Raw genomic sequence first — 17,595 nt, 5'->3', positions numbered from 1 at the left:
AGTCTCCAGGGTGTGTGGGGGAGAAGCAGAAGCGGCGCGGGCGACCGAAGTCTGCCCGCGCCGCGTCAGCGGTTCCGATCAGGCGGAGATGACCGGCGCCTTGTTCAGGCGCTCGCCCGACTCGATGTCGAACGCGTGCACGTGGCCGGGGTTGGCGGCCAGCGTGACGGTCTCGCCCGCGTTGGGGTGGTTGCGGCCGTCGACGCGCGCGACGAGGTCGGTGCGCTTGCCGGCGATGTCGGTGTGGCCGTAGAGGTAGCCGTCGGCGCCGAGCTCCTCGACGAGGTCGACGACGACCGAGAGGCCCTTGCCGTCGGCCGGACCGACCGTGATGTCCTCCGGGCGCACGCCGATCGTGACCTGCGTGCCCGAGGCTGCGCCCAGGGTGTCGCGGTCGAGCGGGACGACCTCGGAGCCGAACTGCACGCCGCCCTCGACCAGGTCTGCCGTGAACAGGTTCATGGCCGGGGAGCCGATGAAGCCGGCGACGAACACGTTGTTCGGCTTCTCGTACAGGTCGCGCGGGGTGCCCACCTGCTGCAGGAGTCCGTCCTTGAGGACCGCGATGCGGTCGCCCATCGTGAGGGCCTCGGTCTGGTCGTGCGTGACGTAGACCGTGGTGACGCCGAGGCGGCGCTGCAGCGAGGCGATCTGCGTACGCGTCTGCACGCGCAGCTTGGCGTCGAGGTTCGACAGCGGCTCGTCCATGAGGAACACCTGCGGCTGGCGCACGATCGCGCGACCCATCGCGACACGCTGACGCTGACCACCCGAGAGGGCCTTCGGCTTGCGGGTCAGGTACTGCTCGAGGTCGAGCAGCTTGGCCGCCTCGAGGACGCGGGACGCGCGCTCCTCCTTGCCGACGCCGGCGATCTTGAGCGCGAAGCCCATGTTCTCGGCGACGGTCATGTGCGGGTACAGCGCGTAGTTCTGGAAGACCATCGCGATGTCGCGGTCCTTCGGCGGGACGTCGGTGACGTCGCGGTCGCCGATGAGGATGCGGCCGGCGTTGACCTCTTCGAGGCCGGCGAGCATGCGCAGCGAGGTGGACTTACCGCAACCGGAGGGACCGACGAGGACGAGGAACTCGCCGTCTCCGACCTCGAGGTTGAGCTTGTCGACGGCCGGGCGGGTGCCGCCCGGGTAGAGGCGGGTGGCCTCGTCGAAAGTCACAGATGCCATTGTGTTTCTCCTTCACCGGCAGGTACGTGCCGGACGATCCGTAGTGATAGAGCGGCGGTTCGACCCGCCGTGACCCGTCTTTGGGTCGGATTCAGTATGACAGAACCGTGCGCGTCTGGGTATTTCTCAGCCAGGCTGGCTAGCATCGTTGTCGGCCGTGAATCCGCGGCGTTCGCCGCCCGATCGGCGTTCGGGGCCACCCTGCCCCCCTGAGACCGTCAAGAGGAACGATGTCGAGCGACGAGACGCCGAACGTCCCCACCCCTCGCAATTCTCGTGAGGCCGTGCGGGAGAAGGCACAGAAGGTGCACGCCCAGCAGTCGAGGGCGCGCATCATGCGACGAATCATCGTCGGTGCGATCGCGGTCGTCGCCGTCGGTGCGATCGGCACCGCGGTGACCCTCGCGGTGTCCGCGCAGGTCTCCAAGCCGCAGCTCACGCCCGGCGGCATGGACGACGACGGCATCCTGATCTCCGACGTCACGACGTCGGCGGCCGCAGACGAGATGCCGGCGACCCCGAGCCCCGACGCCACCGATGCGGGCACCGAGGCCACTCCGACGCCGGCGCCGACCACGACCAGCGCGGTCGACATCCACGTGTACGTCGACTACCTGTCGCCGGACGCGGGCCAGTTCGAGCGCGCGAACGCCCGTCAGCTCGTCAACTGGATCAACGAGGGCGCGGCAACCGTGACCTACCACCCGGTGGCTCTGCTCACCGCGAGCTCGAACGGCACCAAGTACTCGCTGCGCGCCGCCGGAGCCGCCGCCTGCGTCGCGACGCACTCGCCGGCGCAGTTCTACGCGTTCAACCACGACCTGCTCGACGACCAGCCGGAGGTCAACAGCGACGGATACTCCGACGCCGACCTCGCCGACATCGCCGGTGCGGTCGGGGCCGACAACGTGAAGAGCGTGCGCTCCTGCATCCAGGATCAGGATTACGTCGCCTGGGCGAAGGAGGCCACCTCCCGTGCGCTCGAGGGGCCGCTGGTCGGGTCTGACGACCTCGTGCTGACCTCGGCGCCCATGATCGTCGTGAACGGCGAGGCCTACGTCGGCGCTCTCGACGACCCGGTCGAGTTCTCGCAGTTCGTGCTGACCGTCTCGAACGACGCCTCACAGGACGCCTCGACTCCGTCGCCCACACCCACTCCGACCGCCACGACGCCCGCGTCGTAGGTCGTCGCTCCACGCCGCCCCTCGCTAAGCTGGGTGGCGTCCGCCGACTTGGCGCAATTGGTAGCGCACCGTACTTGTAATACGGGGGTTACGGGTTCGAGTCCCGTAGTCGGCTCTCAGATCTCTCGCGGACGCACGTGCCTCCTCAGAGCACCGCGACGAGCTTGCCGTTCAGCGGACGTTCCAGGCGCGTCGGAAGCGCGTCGAAGGGCACGCGCTCGCGGATGTCGGTCGAGAGCCGCCCGTCCGCGGCGAGGACGCCCAGCCATGCGATGTCGTCGCTGTACCCGTCGAGGTCCTCGGCGAGGAAGAACGTGCGCAGACGGATGCCGGAGCGTCCCTGATCCGCGATGAGGTCGTCGGCCGACAGCATCGTGGGCTCGCCGGATGCGCGACCCACCGACACCAGGGTGCCGTGGGCGCGCAGCAGCCGGAACGCCTCTGCGAGCTGCGCCCCGCCGACGGTGTCGAGCGCATGGTGCACGGAGGGACGGTCGGATCCGATCGTCGACCAGGTGTCGGCCGCGCCGAGCGAACGCAGCTCGGGGTGGCGGCTCTCGTCACGGGCGACGGCGATGATCTCGGCGCCGGCGGACGCACCGATCTGCACGGCGAAACGGCCGACCGCTCCTGTCGCACCGACGACGAGCAGTCGACGTCCGACCACACCCCCGAGCGTGCGGATGGCGCGCAGCGCCGAAGACGCCGCGATCGGGAGCGTGCTCGCCTCCGCGGCATCCAGAGCAGAGGGAACGGTGCCGAGCTGCGACGTCGGGATGGCGCGCAACGGCGCCCATCCTCCTCGACCGTCGAACCCGGTGACGTGCGCGCCGACCGCCGGGCCGCTGCCGTCGGAGGCCGCCTGCACGACGACGCCCGCACTCTCCCAGCCGGGCACGGATCCCTCCTCGGCGGATGCGAGTGCCGCGACGTCTCCGGGGTTCACCGACACGGCCGTCACCGCGATGAGGGCGTCGTGAGCCGCGGGCACAGGCTCGGGTGTGTCGGCGAGGCGCAGGTGGGAGGGTTCGGAATGATCGATCACGATGGCGTGCATGGTCGGGGTGAACCGTGTCGACGACAGCGGTATTCCGACGGAGAACGGATGCCGGGAGGGCGGCTTGACCATGCCGTCACGGCATGGTCTTGCATGGAAGCACGGCCGAGAACGGAACGGAGCAGAGCGCATGTGGAGCACGAGGCAGCTGGCCGACCTGGCCGGTGTGACGCTCAGGACCGTCCGCTGGTACCACGAGGTCGGCCTGCTCGACGAGCCCGAACGCGCGGCGAACGGGTACAAGCAGTACCGGATCGCGCATCTGGTGCGCCTGCTGCGGGTGCGACGGCTCGCGGACCTCGGCCTCTCTCCCGCGCGCATCCGGGAGCTCGGCGGTTCGCCGGCATCGCCCGCCGACACGCTGGAGGTGCTCGACCGCGAGCTCGCCGAGACCATCGAGCGTCTGCAGGCGGTGCGCGCCGAGCTCGCCCTCGTCGTGCACGGCGGCGCCGCGGTCGATCTGCCTCCGGGGTTCACCACCGTGCGGCGCACGCTCACAGACGGCGACCGGTCGCTCATCCTCCTCTACTCGCGCGTCTTCGACGCCGAGCTGATGATGCAGCTGCGCGCCGCGCTCGATCGGGAGCGCACGGATGCCGAGCGCGATTTCGACGAGCTCCCGGCTGATGCCGACCAGGACCGCCGCGCGGATGTCGCGCAGCGTTACGGCCGTCACGTCGAGGGCCTCCGTGCCGAGTTCCCTGCGCTCGGTGACTCCTCGCGGCATGCCCTCCCGCACATCGACTCGCCCCGACGCCTGCTCGCCCTGGCGCTCGCGGAGCTCTACAACCCCGCTCAGCTCGACGTGCTCGCGCGCGTCGGCGCCTGAACTCGAAGACCCCACCGCAGAAGGAGAACCATGCCCAGTGGCCGGAAGAACCCCTCGAGTCGACCGGTGTCGCGCGTCGCCCTCGCGGCGATCGGCGTCGTCGCGTCGCTGCTCGCCGCCGGATGCGCGGCGGCGGAGGCCGAGCCTGCCGACGACCCCCTGGCGTCGTTCTACGCCCAGGACCTCGCCTTCGGCGAGTGCGCGGAGTACGCCACGACCGGAGACCAGGAGGCGCTGTTCGTCGAGCCGCTCGAGTGCGCGCGGCTGACCGTTCCCCTGGACTACGACGACCCCGAGGGCGCGACGGCGGAGATCGCCGTGATGCGGCTCGTGACCGCGGGCGAGAATCGCATCGGGTCGATGGTGATCAATCCGGGCGGGCCCGGAGGCTCCGGGATCACGCAGCTCGCGCAGACCGTGGCTCCGGCGTTCGTGGGCGGCGACATCGCCGAACGCTTCGATCTCGTCGGGTTCGATCCGCGCGGGGTCGGCGCCTCGACGCCGACGATCGGATGCTTCACCCCGGAGCAGCGGGACGCAGGCGACGACCGCACGGTGCTGGCAGGCACGGCAGGGCTCTGGGGCGAGGACGACACCGAGGATCTGCACGCGCAGTGCGCAGACGGCTCCGGCGGCGACGAGGCCCTCGCCCACATGGGGACGCGCGACGTCGTGCGCGACCTCGACATCCTTCGCGCGGCTCTCGGCGACGAGCAGCTGACCTTCGCGGGGCAGAGCTACGGCACGCGCATCGGCGCCCTGTACGCCGAGACGTTCCCCGAGAACGTGCGCGCCATGATCCTCGACGGTGCGCTGGACTCGCGTCTGGGCACGGTCGACAGGCGCATCCTGCAGTTCACGGGATTCCAGCGCTCCTTCGACCTCTTCGCCGCCTACTGCGCGGAGCAGACCGGCTGCCCCCTCGGCGACGACCCCGCAGCGGCGACCACCCGATTCCAGGACATCGTCCGCCCGCTGATCGACGAGCCCGCGGCGGCGGGTGCGACGGTGCTCACCTACGACCACGCCGTGGGCGCGGTCACGGGCGCGCTCTACGACGAGCTCAACTGGCCGATCCTGGTCGACGGACTGACGGCGCTGGAGGCCGGAGACGGCGTACTGCTGCGCACCGTCTACGACTACCTCAACGGGCGCTCGCTGTCGGACGGCTCCTGGAGCAACCAGTGGGACGCGAACTTCGTCGTCAACTGCAACGACGAGGAGCGTCGCAGCCCGAGCGAGGAGGCCGACCTGCGGGCGCAGGTCGCCGAGGTCGCGCCGTTCCTCGACTCCGGGCAGGACATCCGCGACCGCACGAGGGACGGATGCGAGCACTGGCCCGCTGGGCCGTCGCTGACGATCCCGTACGCGCAGGACGTCGAGGGGCTCGACACTCCGCCGCTGGTGCTGTCGATCACCGGTGACCCCGCGACCCCGTACGAGTCCGGCGTCGCGATGGCCGAGGACCTCGGGGGCGCCCTGTTCACGGTCGAGGCCGAGCAGCACACCGTGTTCCAGGCCGGCACGAACGAGTGCGTCATGACGGTGACCGCGGCGTACCTGATCGATCTGACCGTGCCGGACGACGATGCGCGCTGCGTCGTCTGATCGTCCGGTCGCGTCCGACATTTCGCGTCACGGGAGAAATACTCGCCGCGGCGACCCGGTTGTCCCCGACATGACTCGTATCGGAACCAGTGACCTGTCCGTCTTTCCGCTCTCGCTCGGGGGCAACGTGTTCGGCTGGACGGCCGACCGCGACGCGTCGTTCGCGGTGCTCGACGCCTTCGTCGACGGAGGCGGCGACTTCATCGACACGGCCGACTCGTACAGCGCCTGGATCGAGGGGAACTCGGGCGGGGAGAGCGAGACGATCATCGGCGCCTGGCTCGCGTCGCGGAAGCCCGCCGACGTCGTCGTCGCCACCAAGGTGAGCCAGCATCCCGACTTCCGCGGTCTCTCGGCTCCGAACGTCCGACGCGCGGCCGAGGCCTCGCTCGCTCGTCTCGGCGTCGAGGCGATCGACCTCTATTACGCGCACTTCGACGACGAGACCACCCCGCTCGAGGAGACGGTCGGCGCCTTCGGCCGGCTCGTGCAGGACGGCCTCGTGCGCAACATCGCGGTGTCGAACTACACCGCGGAGCGCATCCGGGAGTGGATCGAGATCGCCGACCGGCTCGGCGTCGCCCGCCCCGTCGCGATCCAGCCGCACTACAACCTCGTGCACCGCAACACGGTCGAGGAGACGATCATCCCGGTGGCGGAGGAGTTCGGTCTCGGTCTCGTGCCGTACTACTCGCTCGCGAGCGGCTTCCTGACCGGCAAGTACCGGTCGACGGATGTCGCGGGCCAGTCGTCCCCGCGTGCGGGCGGCGCCGCGAAGTACGCGACGGAGGCGGGTCTGCGGATCATCGACGCGCTCGAGGAGATCGGCTCCGCCCACGGTTCATCGATCGCGGCGACAGCCCTCGCCTGGCTCCGGGCGCAGCCCACGGTCGTCGCGCCCATCGCCAGCGCCAGCACCGTCGAGCAGGTGCCTGATCTGCTGGCCGGCGGCCGGCTCGACCTCTCGTCCGAGGAGGTCGCGACGCTGAACAGCGTCTCGGAGTGGACGCCCTCCGCGCGCTGAGGCGCAGATCCAGGCTCAGGGTTCGGTCGGCGGCAGGTCATCGCCGCCGACCAGCCCGAGACGGTGCGCGAGGATCACGGCGTGGATGCGGTCGCGAGCGCCGAGCTTCGACAGCACCCGCCCGACGTGCGTCTTGACCGTCGACTCGCTCACGTAGAGCGCCCGGGCGATCTCGGCATTCGTCAGCCCGCGGCCGATCTCCAGGAACACGTCGCGTTCGCGGTCCGTGAGCACCGTCGACGGGTCGTCGGCCACGACCCCGGCGCCCGGTTGTTCGACACCGAGTTGCGGGGTGACGTGTTCGAGCAGCATCCGGGTCACCCGAGGGGCGAGGGCCGCATCGCCGCGGTGCACCGCACGGACGGCGGAGAGCATCTCCTGGCGGTGCGCGTCCTTGAGGAGGAAGCCGCTCGCCCCGGCGCGGATCGCCCCGAACGCGTACTCGTCGAGATCGAACGTCGTAAGCACCAGCACGCGCGTCTGCGGATGCTCGCGCACGATCGCCTCGGTCGCGGCGATGCCGTCGAGACCCGGCATCCGGATGTCCATGAGCACGAGGTCGGGTGCGAGCGCCGCGGTCTGGGCGATCGCAGCGTGGCCGTCGGCCGCCTCACCCACCACGACCATGTCCTCCTCGGCCTCCAGGACCATCCGGAAGCCGAGACGGATGAGCTCCTGGTCGTCCACCAGCAGGATCGAGATCGGTGTGCTCATGAGCGCTCCTCGGTGCGAATGTCGGGGGACGCGGTGTCGGCGCCCGTGCGGGGGAGGACGGCGTGCAGCATCCAGCGCCCACCGGGTACGGGTGCCGAGACGATGCGGCCGCCGACGTGGCCGGCGCGCTCCGCGAGTCCGCGGAGGCCGTAGCCCGTGGTGCCCTTGGGGCCCGTGGCCCCGTCATTGGCGATCTCGACGGTCACGTCGTCGGGTCCGTGGGCGACGCGCACGGCGATCGCGGTGGCCGCGGGTGCATGGCGCATCGCATTGGTCACGCCCTCCTGCACGATGCGACCGACCGCGTGCGACACGGCCGGCGGCAGGGCGGCGTCGCCACTCACCGAGAGCGTCACCGGGAAGCCCGCCCGCTGCGCCGTCGCGACCGTTTCGTGCGGCTCTGCGGGGGTCATCGGGGCGAGCGGCAGAGGCGACTCGGCGTCGCGGAGCACACCGAGCATGGCGCGCATCTCGGTGAGCGCACTGCGCGCCGTCTCGGCGGAGGCGGTCGACGCGGCGGCGGCCTGGGCGCGGTCGTTCGTGGCCGCCGCGCCTTCGGACAGGGCGACGATCACGGTCAGGGAGTGCGAGACGATGTCGTGCATCTCGCGCGCGATCCGGGCTCGCTCGGCGGCGGCCGCGAGTTGCGCCTGCTGATCGCGCTCGACGAGCAGCTGACGCGAACGGTCGATAACGGCCGCGATGTAGCGCTTGCGGCCACCGACGTTCACCCCGATGAGCGTGCCGATGAGCCCCAGGACGAGCGAGGTCGCGACCGTGTTGATCGCGATCTGGAACGTCACGGCGCCCGTCAGCAGCATCAGCCCCGCGAGGCCGGTGAGAGACGCGACAGCGATGCCGAAGCCGGTCCAGGCCGCTCGCGTCGACCGGTACACGGCCAGCGAGTAGCAGGTCACGAACATCAGGGGCGTGCCGGAGGGCTGAGGAGCGAACAGCAGGAGCGCCTCGACCGTGAACGATGCCACGAACGGGACGAGCGGCGCGTGACGACGCCACATCAGGGTCACGCACGCAGCGATGATCGCGATCGGAGCGATCGCGGCGAACCCGATCCGCAGAGGCGTCGCATCGCCCGTCTCCGTGAACGGCGCGGCGGGCAGCAGCGACAGCGCCAGGCACACGAGCGTGATGAGCACGTCGGCGACGACGGGATGCCGCACCCAGAAGCGCCGGAGGACGCCGGGAGGACGCGGCAGCCGCAGCTCCTCCTCCTGCTCGCGGAGGGAGGCGCTGCGGCTGCGGATACGGGTCACGCGGGCGACTCTACGCGTGCGCGAGGACGGACGCGTGCTCACGCATCGCGGGTCCGCACGACGATCCACGCGATGATCAGTCCGCCGATCGCCCAGATGCCCAGAGTGAGGAAGGCGACCGGCTCGTCGAGCGTCGCGCCCTCCGGGAGGATCGCGCTCTGGGCCGCGGCCACGGGGAGGTAGGCGGCGGCGTCGATGACCCACGCCCACGCCTCGCCGGCGAGGGCGAAGAAGTTCGCCACGATCGGCAGCACGAACAGCAGGCCGACGGTCGCGGCGATCGCTCCGGCGCCGGAGCGGAGGATGAACCCGAAGGCCACGCCGATCAACGCGAACACCGCCATCGAGAGCGACGACACGACGATCGGCAGCAGGGAGGCCGCCGGGTCACCCCAGTCGATGCTCTGCTCACGCGGTGCGACGATCGCGGACACAGCGCCCGCGGCGGCCGAGAAGATCACGAGCGAGGACACGAACAGGAACACCGCGACGACGAGAGCCTTCGCGAGCAGCGCGGACCCGCGGCGCGGATTGGCCGTGAGCGTCGAGCGGATCATCCCGGTCGAGTACTCGCCGGTCACCGCGATCGCGCCGAGGATGCCGGCGAGCAGCATCGTGAACTGGATCGGCATCACGACGGCCTGGATAGGCTCGAAGCCCGGCATGTCGATGGCCTGGGCGATGAGGACGGCGATGCCGATCGTCAGCACCGCGGCGAGGCCGATCGACCACCAGGTCGAGCGCAGCGTCGCGAGCTTGATCCACTCGCCGCGCACGGCGCGGACGAAGGTGAGTCGTCGACCCGTGTCGACCTGCGCGCGAGTGCGGGGCGCAGTCTGCGTGGCGGTCATGAGATCTCCTTGGTGCGGTACTCGACCGCCTCGCCGGTGAGGGCGAGGTAGGCGTCTTCGAGCGAGCCGGTGGTCGGCGTGAGTTCGTGCAGCGGGATGCCGCGCTCTGCGGCGAGGTCGCCGATGCGCGAGGCCGGGAGGCCGACGACGTCGAGCAGATCGGGTGCCGTGCTCACGATCTCGATGTCGGGACCGCCCACGGCTGCGGCGAGGTCGGCGGCCCGCGGCGTGCGCACGCGCACCGTGTTGCGCGTCCATTCCCGCACGAGCTCGTCGAGCGGTGCGTCCGCGAGGACCTGTCCCCGCCCCATCACGATCACATGGTCGGCGGTCTGCGCCATCTCGCTCATGAGGTGGCTCGACAGCAGCACCGTGCGGCCCTCGGACGCGGCGTGCCGCACGAACTGGCGCACCCAGCGCACGCCCTCGGGGTCGAGGCCGTTCACGGGCTCGTCGAGGATCAGTGTGTGCGGATCGCCGAGCAGGGCCGAAGCGATGCCGAGGCGCTGCCCCATCCCGAGCGAGAACTTGCCGGCGCGTTTGCGGGCGACGGATCCGATGCCTGCGAGGTCGATGACCTCGTCGACGCGGGAGGCGGGGATGCCGTGGGTCGCCGCCATCGCGCGCAGATGGTTGCGGGCGGTGCGGCCGGTGTGCACGGCCTTGGCGTCGAGAAGGACGCCGACCTCCGTGAGCGGTGCGCGGAGTCCGCGGTACTCGCGTCCCCCGATCGTCGCGACGCCCGCGGTCGGGCGGTCGAGTCCGACGAGCATCCGCATCGTGGTCGACTTGCCGGCGCCGTTCGGGCCGAGGAATCCCGTCACCGAACCGGGCCGCACCGTGAACGACACGTCCTGGACGGCTGTCTTGTCTCCGAACCTCTTCGTGAGGCCCTCTGCTGTGATCATGTCTTCGACGCTACGGGGCAAGGGGCCTCCCGGCATCCTCCTGCGGTACCGGAACGGCGGCATACCGGCATCCGTTCCGTGGCACCGGAGGACGACGCGGTGCTCAGGGGCGAGCGCGGGTGCTCACACGCGCGGCGACGTCGTCGGACGCCGCGATCGCCTCGTCGATGATCGCGCGCGTCGGGTCGGCCGTCAGCCAGTCGTGACTCAGGGATGCGGGGATGAGAAGGGGCATGCGGTCGTGGATCCCGGCGAGATGCTCGGGCGCCGGGCGCATCACGATCGAGTAGCAGGTGAACCAGGAGCCATCGCTCGTCCGTCCTCGCTGAGTGACGGCGGCCATGCCGAACAGCGCTCCGTCGTCGACCAGGAACTCGTGCCACACGCGTTCGGGCTTCTTCATCTCGTACCAGCTCGTCGCCGGGACGAGCGCACGCGTCTTCAGACCACCAGGGCGCTCCTGCAGGCGTTCGGACCGCGTGTTGATGGACGGGAACTTCGAGGGTTCGCCGCCGACGAGGAATCCCCACCAGCCGGGTTCGAGCGTCGGGGCCACGTCGGGCTGCGCGACGATCGGGTTGAGGTTGCGCAGGTTCTTGCCCGTGGGGCGCACGGTCTCACCCGCGTTCTCCTTCGCCCAGTCGCGCAGCCCCTCGAGCACCTCCTCGTCGGCGGCGGCGAGGAGCTCCGCGTCGGTGAACCGGGGATCGAGGCCATAGCTCGCGCACATGCCGCCAGCGTACGCCGGGCATCCGACATCCGCCTGCCCGCCCGCGTGCGGGGACGCCCGCGCCCGGGAGTAGTGTCGACGGGTGACCGCGACCCGCCGACTGCCCGCCCCCGTGGCGATCGGCGGAGCAGTGACCATCGGTGTGCTCACGGCGGTGCAGGCACGGGTGAACGGCGTCCTCGGCGTGCGGGTCGAGAACGGCATCGTCGCGGGGCTGCTGTCGTTCGCGGTCGGTCTCGCCGCCCTGATCGCCGTGATCGTGAGCATCCCCGCCGCCCGTCGTGGCGTACGGCGCCTGGTCTCCGGCGTCCGCGACCGCTCGATCCCGTTCTGGATGCTGCTGGGCGGCGCCTGCGGGGCCCTCACCGTCTCGACACAGGGGGTGACGGCCGGGGTGCTCGGCGTCTCGCTCTTCACGGTCGGCGTGGTCGCCGGGCAGACCCTGCACGGCCTCGTGCTCGATCGGATCGGCTTCGGCCCTGCCGGTGTCGTAGCGGTCACGCCCGGACGCGTGGCGGGCGGCGCGCTCGCGCTCGCCGCCGTGGGGATCTCGCTGAGCGGCGACGTGCTCGCCGCTGCGCCGCTGTGGATGCTGCTGCTCCCCTTCGCGGCCGGAGTCGGCATCGCGTGGCAGGCCGCGACGAACGGCCGCCTCGCTCAGCGCGTGGCGTCGCCGCTCGTCGCGACGTTCACGAGCTTCGTCGCCGGCACGATCGCGCTGCTGCTCGCGGCCGGCGTGAGCATCGCGGTGCGCGGGCTCCCGCAGCCGCCGCCCCTTGAGCCGTGGCTGTACCTCGGCGGGTTCCTGGGGTTCGCGTACATCCTGCTGGGCGCGTTCATCGTCGCGCACACGGGCGTGCTGCTGATGGGGCTGGGATCGGTGCTCGGGCAGCTCGCGACGGCTGTCGTGATCGACCTGATCTGGCCCGCCGACGCCGGACCCGCCCTGTGGCAGATCGTCGGCATGGTCGTCGTCGCGGTCGCCTCCGTCGTGGTGGCGCTGCCGAGGCGACGGGCCTGACTACTTCTTCGCGGCCTTCTTCGCCTTCTTCGCCTTCTTCTTCGACTTCTCCGCCGTCACCGGGGCGTCGGAGGCGGCGGACGCGTCGGCGACCGGCATCCGCGTGAGGAGCTTCCGCGCCTCGACGACCTTGCGCCGGCCCGGCTTCTTGCCGACGGGCTTGCCGCCGACATAGAGCCAGCCGAGCAGCTCTTCGTTCTTCGCGAGGCCGTGGGCGGCCGCGACCGCCTTCGCCCGCGTGTAATGCCCCGTGCGCCAGATGACGCCCCAGCCGCCGTCGTCGAGCAGCAGGCTCAGGGTGTGGGCCACGCCGGACGCGACGGCCTCCTGCTCCCATCGCGGCACCTTGTCGCTCTTGCGGTAGCTCGCGACGACCGCGATCAGCAGCGGGGCGCGCAGCGGTTTGGTCGAGGGGGAGGAGTCGCCCTGTGCCTTCGCGATCGCCGCGCCGAGCACCTCGCGATCGGCGCCGCGCATCTCGATCAGGCGCCAGGGCCGCAGCGACGAATGGTCGGCCACGCGGCCGGCGGCCGTCACGAGCGTGAGCAGCTCTTCACGGGTCGGCGCCTCGTCGGTCACCTTCGACCAGGACTGCCGCGAGCGGACGGCCTCGAGTGCGCTCATGCCTCGTCGGGTGTGAAGTTCAGCGCGATCGAGTTCATGCAGTAGCGGTCGCCGGTCGGCGTGCCGAAGCCGTCGGGGAACACGTGTCCGAGGTGCGAGCCGCAGTTGGCGCAGCGCACCTCGGTGCGCACCATCCCGAGGCTCGTGTCCTCGATGAGCTCGACCGCGTCAGGGCGGATCGACTCGTAGAAGCTCGGCCACCCGCATCCGGAGTCGAACTTCGTGCCGCTCTTGAACAGCTCCGCTCCGCACGCGCCGCACGTGTAGAGGCCGGCGCGGCCCTCGTCGAGCAGCTCGCCCGTCCACGCGCGCTCGGTCGCGGCCTCGCGCAGCACGGCGTACTGGTCTGCGCCGAGCTCTTCGCGCCACTCGTCTTCGGTCTTGTTCACGCTGTACGACATCGGTCCTCCTGGGGGTCTGCGTCCATTCTCTCGCGTCCGGACGGGTGTCGGCGCGGCAGAATGGTCATATGACGGATGCCGTGCAGCAGCGCTACACGCGCTTCGCCGTCGAGGAGGCTCCGGGCCGCAGCGTCCTGTACGCCGAATGGGCGACCGGCGTCGCCGCCGACGCCGCCGTGCGCGACATCCTTTCCCGCATCCCGGAGACCCGCAGGCAGCCGCCGCTCGTGTTCGCGGTGACGCGGATGCTGGGCGTCGGCCTCGGCGACTACGCCGAGTGGCGCGCCTTCGTGCTGGCTCACGCCGACGAGGTCGTGGCCGAGTGCACCGCGCGCCGCCTGCAGACCAACGAGCCTCTGCGCCTCGCCGCCATGCTGCCGGCGCTGTCGGAGATCGACGGGCCCGTCGCGCTGCTCGAGATCGGCGCGTCGGCGGGCCTGTGCCTGTTCCCAGACCGCTACTCGTACCGGTTCGCGGGAGGCGACGGCCGCGTGCGCGCGGCACTCGACCCCGACGACGGGCCCTCGGCCGTCGTGCTGGAGAGCACGGTGGACGGCGAGCTGCCTCCCCTGCGGATGCCGGAGGTCGTCTGGCGGGCGGGCATCGACCTCGCCCCCCTCGATGCCCGGGATGCGCGCGACAGGGCGTGGCTCCAGGGTCTCGTCTGGCCGGGGGAGCGCGGGCGCGAGCAGCGGGTCGCCGCAGCGCTCGACATCGCGGCGGCCGACCCGCCCCTGCTCGTGGCGGGCGACGCGGCCGAGCGGCTCGACGACCTCGCATCCCAGGCGCCGCCGGACGCGACCCTCGTGATCACCACCCCCGGTGTGCTCGTGCACATCCCGCGGGAGCCGCGCACGGCGCTCGTCGACCGCATCCGCTCGCTGCCGGCGCGGTGGATCACGATCGATCCTCCTGCGCTCCTCCACGTCTGGAGCCCGCCGGTCGACGCGGACCACTGGCCGGGGTTCGTGGTCGCGCTCGACGGCCGCGTGCGCGCCGCGGCCGATCCGCTCGGCCGATGGTGGGAGTGGCGTCCGGGCGCGGGGCCGGGTGCGTCGTAGTCTGATCGCATGCGCGGAGAGCTGAGCGAACGGGATCGACTGATCCTCGCGCTCGAGACCGCGTGGCCCCGCCACGGCGGCGCCAAGGAAGAGGTGATCCGCGCGCAGCTCGGCATGAGCGCGGCGCGGTACTACCAGCTCCTCGGGCGACTGATCGAGTCGGAGGACGCCCTTCGGTACGATCCGCTCCTGATCGGACGACTGCGACGGATCCGCGACGCCCGGGCGCTGCAACGGTCGACCAGGACGCCCGGATTCGTCGGCTGAACCGCGCCGCGCCGCGCGCTCGTGGGGCGCCGACACGGTTGCACAGCCGCGTGCCGTTAGCATCGAGGGGTGTCTAAGCCGAACCGCGATCGATTCGACGACGTCCCCCGCTCCTCCGGACGCGTGGGTGCGCACCGCGCCGAAGCACCGGGGATGAACGGCTGGATCGTGCTCCTGTGGTCCTTCGTGGCCGCCCTCGTGCTCATCATCGGCGGCATCTTCGGCTCGCTCGTGGTGATGGGGCGCATCTCCCTCTTCCCCGAGGCGGTCCCCACGGCGACCCCCACGCCCGAGGAGACCGGGGTCATCGACACGACCTACTCCGTACTGATCCTCAACGCCACGGCCGACGAGGGGCTCGACGAGCAGATGCGCGACACGCTCATCAACAGCGGCTGGGCGGCCGACATCGTGTTCGCGAGCGACAGCACGAGCCAGGACTTCAGCACCACCACGGTGTACTACGTCGCCGACGAGGACGAGCTCGCGGCGATCGGCCTCGCCGGCCTGATCGGCGGAGCCGACGTGCAACAGAGCGACTTCTACGCCGCGATGAACGACACCGATCAGAAGCAGCTCACCGTCGTGATCGGGCTGGACCGGTCGGCGAACCCGCCGGCGAGCCCGGAGGAGACGCCCGCGCCGTGAGCGCCCGCCGGACCCTCCCGGCGGCTTGCACTCGATGGGGTCGAGTGCCAGAATGGCGTTAGCACTCTCTCACTCTGAGTGCTAAACCCACGTCTACGTCCAGGAGGGACGACAAAACTCATGGCAAAGATCATCGCTTTCGATGAGGAGGCCCGTCGCGGTCTCGAGCGCGGCCTCAACATCCTCGCCGACGCCGTCAAGGTGACCCTCGGCCCGCGCGGTCGCAACGTCGTGCTCGAGAAGAAGTGGGGCGCCCCCACGATCACGAACGACGGTGTGTCCATCGCCAAGGAGATCGAGCTGGACGACCCGTACGAGAAGATCGGCGCGGAGCTCGTCAAGGAGGTCGCCAAGAAGACCGACGACGTCGCCGGCGACGGAACCACCACCGCCACCGTCCTCGCTCAGGCGCTCGTCCGTGAGGGCCTGCGCAACGTCGCGGCCGGTTCGGACCCCATCTCCCTCAAGCGCGGCATCGAGAAGGCCGTCACGACCATCACCGACGAGCTGCTCGCCTCGGCCAAGGAGATCGACTCGAAGGAGCAGATCGCCGCGACCGCGTCCATCTCGGCCGCTGACCCCGCCATCGGCGAGCTCATCGCCGAGGCGATCGACAAGGTCGGCAAGGAGGGCGTCGTCACCGTCGAGGAATCGCAGACCTTCGGCACCGAGCTCGAGCTCACCGAGGGCATGCGCTTCGACAAGGGCTACCTGAACCCCTACTTCGTCACGGACCCGGAGCGCCAGGAGGCGGTCTTCGAGGACCCGTACATCCTCATCGCGAACCAGAAGATCTCGAACATCAAGGACCTTCTGCCCATCGTCGACAAGGTGATCCAGGACGGCAAGGAGCTCGTCATCATCGCCGAGGACGTCGAGGGCGAGGCTCTCGCGACGCTCGTGCTGAACAAGCTCAAGGGCATCTTCAAGTCCGTCGCCGTCAAGGCTCCGGGCTTCGGCGACCGCCGCAAGGCGCAGCTGCAGGACATCGCGATCCTCACGGGCGGACAGGTCATCACCGAAGAGGTGGGCCTCAAGCTCGAGAACGCGACGCTCGACCTCCTCGGCCGTGCGCGCAAGGTCATCGTCACCAAGGACGAGACCACGATCGTCGAGGGCGCCGGCGAGGCCGACCAGATCGAGGGTCGCGTCACGCAGATCCGTCGTGAGATCGAGAACACCGACAGCGACTACGACCGCGAGAAGCTGCAGGAGCGCCTCGCGAAGCTCGCCGGCGGCGTGGCCGTCATCAAGGCGGGTGCCGCGACCGAGGTCGAGCTCAAGGAGCGCAAGCACCGCATCGAGGACGCCGTGCGCAACGCGAAGGCGGCCGTCGAGGAGGGCATCGTCCCCGGTGGTGGCGTCGCGCTGATCCAGTCGGGCACGAAGGCGCTCGACGCTCTCGAGCTCTCGGGCGACGAGGCGACCGGTGCGAACATCGTGCGCGTCGCGATCGAGGCGCCGCTCAAGCAGATCGCCCTCAACGCCGGTCTCGAGCCGGGCGTCGTCGCGAACAAGGTGTCCGAGCTCCCCGCGGGCCAGGGCCTCAACGCCGCGACCGGTGAGTACGGCGACATGTTCGCACAGGGCATCATCGACCCGGCGAAGGTCACCCGTTCGGCACTGCAGAACGCCGCGTCGATCGCCGGTCTCTTCCTCACCACGGAGGCCGTCGTCGCCGACAAGCCCGAGAAGGTCGCGGCTCCGGCCGGCGACCCGACGGGCGGCATGGACTTCTGATCCTCTGACGGACCCCGGTCCGACAGCGGTCAGAACACCACCTGACACAGAGACGCCCCGGCTTCGGCCGGGGCGTCTCTGCGTGTGCGGGGCACCCCGCGTGGCGCGCTCAGTGGAACAGCGACGCCGAGTAGCGGTCGGCATCCGCGTACTGCGTCGCGGCGGCGCCGAGCGAATGCCCGAGCGACTCGAGCGACAGCTCGACGTGTGTCTGCGCGCCACGCCACTGATCGAGACTGCTCTGGAACGCGTTCGACGCGGAGCCGACCCAGGTGGACTGCAGCTGCGTGAGCTGGCTCGTCAGGGTCGCGGCATCCGCGCGCAGACGCTCCATGGTGGCCAGGGCGGCGGACTGCCCGGATGCGACCGCATCGGTGTCGACGGTGAAGACGGACATGGGATCTCCTCTCGGCGGAGGCTCCGACGTTACGAGAGCGCCGCGCCACGGCATCCGCTCTCCGCGCCTTCCACC

At 70.7% G+C, this 17,595-nt stretch carries 19 protein-coding genes and 1 tRNA gene; 10 read left to right on the top strand and 10 right to left on the bottom strand.

Annotated features, from left to right (window positions below; translation table 11 throughout):
• Window positions 1-78 precede the first annotated feature (78 nt).
• Complete coding sequence (locus ACIPYT_RS00270; protein ID WP_401069218.1) at window positions 79-1,182, bottom strand: ABC transporter ATP-binding protein; 1,104 nt, start codon at window positions 1,180-1,182, stop codon at window positions 79-81.
• 230 nt (window positions 1,183-1,412) lie between these two features.
• Between ACIPYT_RS00270 and ACIPYT_RS00265 the strand changes: the two genes are divergently transcribed.
• On the top strand, window positions 1,413-2,366 hold the full coding sequence (locus tag ACIPYT_RS00265) for a DsbA family protein (RefSeq protein ID WP_401069214.1): 954 nt from the start codon (window positions 1,413-1,415) through the stop codon (window positions 2,364-2,366).
• A 42-nt stretch (window positions 2,367-2,408) separates the two neighbouring features.
• A tRNA-Thr gene (locus ACIPYT_RS00260) sits at window positions 2,409-2,481 on the top strand.
• Between the two features lie 30 nt (window positions 2,482-2,511).
• On the opposite strand, the gene ACIPYT_RS00255 is transcribed toward ACIPYT_RS00260, so the two are convergent.
• Window positions 2,512-3,495, bottom strand: coding sequence for a zinc-binding dehydrogenase (locus ACIPYT_RS00255; protein WP_401069211.1), 984 nt, complete (start codon window positions 3,493-3,495; stop codon window positions 2,512-2,514).
• A gap of 58 nt (window positions 3,496-3,553) precedes the next feature.
• Between ACIPYT_RS00255 and ACIPYT_RS00250 the strand changes: the two genes are divergently transcribed.
• From ACIPYT_RS00250 to ACIPYT_RS00240, 3 genes are all read left to right on the top strand, one after another.
• Window positions 3,554-4,252 (top strand): MerR family transcriptional regulator, encoded by a 699-nt coding sequence (locus ACIPYT_RS00250; protein ID WP_401069208.1) that lies wholly within the window; start codon window positions 3,554-3,556, stop codon window positions 4,250-4,252.
• A gap of 30 nt (window positions 4,253-4,282) precedes the next feature.
• Window positions 4,283-5,860 carry an alpha/beta hydrolase gene (locus ACIPYT_RS00245; RefSeq protein ID WP_401069205.1) on the top strand — a complete coding sequence of 526 codons (1,578 nt, stop codon included), beginning with the start codon at window positions 4,283-4,285 and terminating at the stop codon, window positions 5,858-5,860.
• Between the two features lie 70 nt (window positions 5,861-5,930).
• Window positions 5,931-6,884, top strand: a complete 954-nt coding sequence (locus ACIPYT_RS00240) for an aldo/keto reductase (protein ID WP_401069202.1) — start codon at window positions 5,931-5,933, stop codon at window positions 6,882-6,884.
• A 15-nt stretch (window positions 6,885-6,899) separates the two neighbouring features.
• Here the strand turns inward: ACIPYT_RS00240 and ACIPYT_RS00235 are convergent, their stop codons facing one another.
• From ACIPYT_RS00235 to ACIPYT_RS00215, 5 genes are all read right to left on the bottom strand, one after another.
• Entirely contained in the window at window positions 6,900-7,598 is a 699-nt protein-coding gene (locus tag ACIPYT_RS00235) for a response regulator (protein ID WP_401069199.1), read from the bottom strand.
• Window positions 7,595-8,872, bottom strand: coding sequence for a sensor histidine kinase (locus ACIPYT_RS00230; RefSeq protein ID WP_401069196.1), 1,278 nt, complete (start codon window positions 8,870-8,872; stop codon window positions 7,595-7,597). The genes ACIPYT_RS00235 and ACIPYT_RS00230 overlap by 4 nt, the downstream gene beginning before the upstream one ends.
• Window positions 8,873-8,910: 38 nt before the next feature.
• Window positions 8,911-9,723, bottom strand: coding sequence for an ABC transporter permease (locus ACIPYT_RS00225; RefSeq protein ID WP_401069193.1), 813 nt, complete (start codon window positions 9,721-9,723; stop codon window positions 8,911-8,913).
• Window positions 9,720-10,631: an ABC transporter ATP-binding protein gene (locus tag ACIPYT_RS00220; RefSeq protein WP_401069190.1), complete on the bottom strand. Its 912-nt coding sequence runs from the start codon at window positions 10,629-10,631 to the stop codon at window positions 9,720-9,722. The genes ACIPYT_RS00225 and ACIPYT_RS00220 overlap by 4 nt, the downstream gene beginning before the upstream one ends.
• Window positions 10,632-10,734: 103 nt before the next feature.
• Entirely contained in the window at window positions 10,735-11,361 is a 627-nt protein-coding gene (locus tag ACIPYT_RS00215) for an SOS response-associated peptidase family protein (RefSeq protein ID WP_401069187.1), read from the bottom strand.
• A 112-nt stretch (window positions 11,362-11,473) separates the two neighbouring features.
• Between ACIPYT_RS00215 and ACIPYT_RS00210 the strand changes: the two genes are divergently transcribed.
• On the top strand, window positions 11,474-12,382 hold the full coding sequence (locus ACIPYT_RS00210; RefSeq protein WP_401074700.1) for a DMT family transporter: 909 nt from the start codon (window positions 11,474-11,476) through the stop codon (window positions 12,380-12,382).
• Here ACIPYT_RS00210 and ACIPYT_RS00205 read toward each other — a convergent pair whose 3' ends face one another.
• The gene (locus ACIPYT_RS00205) at window positions 12,383-13,006 is read right to left on the bottom strand and encodes a nitroreductase family protein (protein WP_401069184.1); all 624 of its coding nucleotides are present in this window, start codon (window positions 13,004-13,006) and stop codon (window positions 12,383-12,385) included.
• Window positions 13,003-13,407, bottom strand: coding sequence for a peptide-methionine (R)-S-oxide reductase MsrB (msrB, locus tag ACIPYT_RS00200; protein ID WP_401069181.1), 405 nt, complete (start codon window positions 13,405-13,407; stop codon window positions 13,003-13,005). Before msrB ends, ACIPYT_RS00205 begins: the two co-directional genes overlap by 4 nt.
• Window positions 13,408-13,475: 68 nt before the next feature.
• Here msrB and ACIPYT_RS00195 point away from each other — a divergent pair, with 68 nt between their 5' ends.
• The 4 genes from ACIPYT_RS00195 (at window position 13,476) to groL (ending at window position 17,123) form a co-directional block, all read left to right on the top strand.
• The gene (locus tag ACIPYT_RS00195) at window positions 13,476-14,468 is read left to right on the top strand and encodes a DUF2332 family protein (protein WP_401069178.1); all 993 of its coding nucleotides are present in this window, start codon (window positions 13,476-13,478) and stop codon (window positions 14,466-14,468) included.
• 9 nt (window positions 14,469-14,477) lie between these two features.
• A complete protein-coding gene (locus ACIPYT_RS00190) occupies window positions 14,478-14,735 on the top strand; it encodes a DUF3263 domain-containing protein (RefSeq protein WP_401069175.1) in 258 nt (85 codons plus the stop codon).
• Window positions 14,736-14,804: 69 nt separating this feature from the next.
• A complete protein-coding gene (locus ACIPYT_RS00185; protein WP_401069173.1) occupies window positions 14,805-15,383 on the top strand; it encodes a LytR C-terminal domain-containing protein in 579 nt (192 codons plus the stop codon).
• Between the two features lie 120 nt (window positions 15,384-15,503).
• Window positions 15,504-17,123, top strand: coding sequence for a chaperonin GroEL (gene groL / locus ACIPYT_RS00180; RefSeq protein WP_401069171.1), 1,620 nt, complete (start codon window positions 15,504-15,506; stop codon window positions 17,121-17,123).
• A gap of 109 nt (window positions 17,124-17,232) precedes the next feature.
• On the opposite strand, the gene ACIPYT_RS00175 is transcribed toward groL, so the two are convergent.
• A complete protein-coding gene (locus tag ACIPYT_RS00175) occupies window positions 17,233-17,520 on the bottom strand; it encodes a WXG100 family type VII secretion target (protein ID WP_401069168.1) in 288 nt (95 codons plus the stop codon).
• Window positions 17,521-17,595: the final 75 nt, after the last annotated feature.

This window comes from Microbacterium sp. NPDC089695, from assembly GCF_044749085.1.
Lineage (GTDB): Bacteria > Actinomycetota > Actinomycetes > Actinomycetales > Microbacteriaceae > Microbacterium.
The sequence above is the reverse complement of the archived record's forward strand: the minus strand, read 5'-3'. Positions and strand labels throughout refer to the sequence as shown.

What these genes read in the sequence shown, in the direction of transcription:
- ACIPYT_RS00225 (WP_401069193.1), bottom strand. Translation starts at nt 9,723, where the DNA reads ATGACCGCCACGCAGACTGCGCCCCGCACTCGCGCGCAGGTCGACACG.
- ACIPYT_RS00175 (WP_401069168.1), bottom strand. Translation starts at nt 17,520, where the DNA reads ATGTCCGTCTTCACCGTCGACACCGATGCGGTCGCATCCGGGCAGTCC.
- ACIPYT_RS00195 (WP_401069178.1), top strand. Translation starts at nt 13,476, where the DNA reads ATGACGGATGCCGTGCAGCAGCGCTACACGCGCTTCGCCGTCGAGGAG.
- ACIPYT_RS00190 (WP_401069175.1), top strand. Translation starts at nt 14,478, where the DNA reads ATGCGCGGAGAGCTGAGCGAACGGGATCGACTGATCCTCGCGCTCGAG.
- ACIPYT_RS00255 (WP_401069211.1), bottom strand. Translation starts at nt 3,495, where the DNA reads ATGGTCAAGCCGCCCTCCCGGCATCCGTTCTCCGTCGGAATACCGCTG.
- ACIPYT_RS00240 (WP_401069202.1), top strand. Translation starts at nt 5,931, where the DNA reads ATGACTCGTATCGGAACCAGTGACCTGTCCGTCTTTCCGCTCTCGCTC.
- ACIPYT_RS00270 (WP_401069218.1), bottom strand. Translation starts at nt 1,182, where the DNA reads ATGGCATCTGTGACTTTCGACGAGGCCACCCGCCTCTACCCGGGCGGC.
- ACIPYT_RS00265 (WP_401069214.1), top strand. Translation starts at nt 1,413, where the DNA reads ATGTCGAGCGACGAGACGCCGAACGTCCCCACCCCTCGCAATTCTCGT.
- msrB (WP_401069181.1), bottom strand. Translation starts at nt 13,407, where the DNA reads ATGTCGTACAGCGTGAACAAGACCGAAGACGAGTGGCGCGAAGAGCTC.
- ACIPYT_RS00245 (WP_401069205.1), top strand. Translation starts at nt 4,283, where the DNA reads ATGCCCAGTGGCCGGAAGAACCCCTCGAGTCGACCGGTGTCGCGCGTC.
- ACIPYT_RS00215 (WP_401069187.1), bottom strand. Translation starts at nt 11,361, where the DNA reads ATGTGCGCGAGCTATGGCCTCGATCCCCGGTTCACCGACGCGGAGCTC.
- ACIPYT_RS00205 (WP_401069184.1), bottom strand. Translation starts at nt 13,006, where the DNA reads ATGAGCGCACTCGAGGCCGTCCGCTCGCGGCAGTCCTGGTCGAAGGTG.
- groL (WP_401069171.1), top strand. Translation starts at nt 15,504, where the DNA reads ATGGCAAAGATCATCGCTTTCGATGAGGAGGCCCGTCGCGGTCTCGAG.
- ACIPYT_RS00235 (WP_401069199.1), bottom strand. Translation starts at nt 7,598, where the DNA reads ATGAGCACACCGATCTCGATCCTGCTGGTGGACGACCAGGAGCTCATC.
- ACIPYT_RS00220 (WP_401069190.1), bottom strand. Translation starts at nt 10,631, where the DNA reads ATGATCACAGCAGAGGGCCTCACGAAGAGGTTCGGAGACAAGACAGCC.
- ACIPYT_RS00250 (WP_401069208.1), top strand. Translation starts at nt 3,554, where the DNA reads ATGTGGAGCACGAGGCAGCTGGCCGACCTGGCCGGTGTGACGCTCAGG.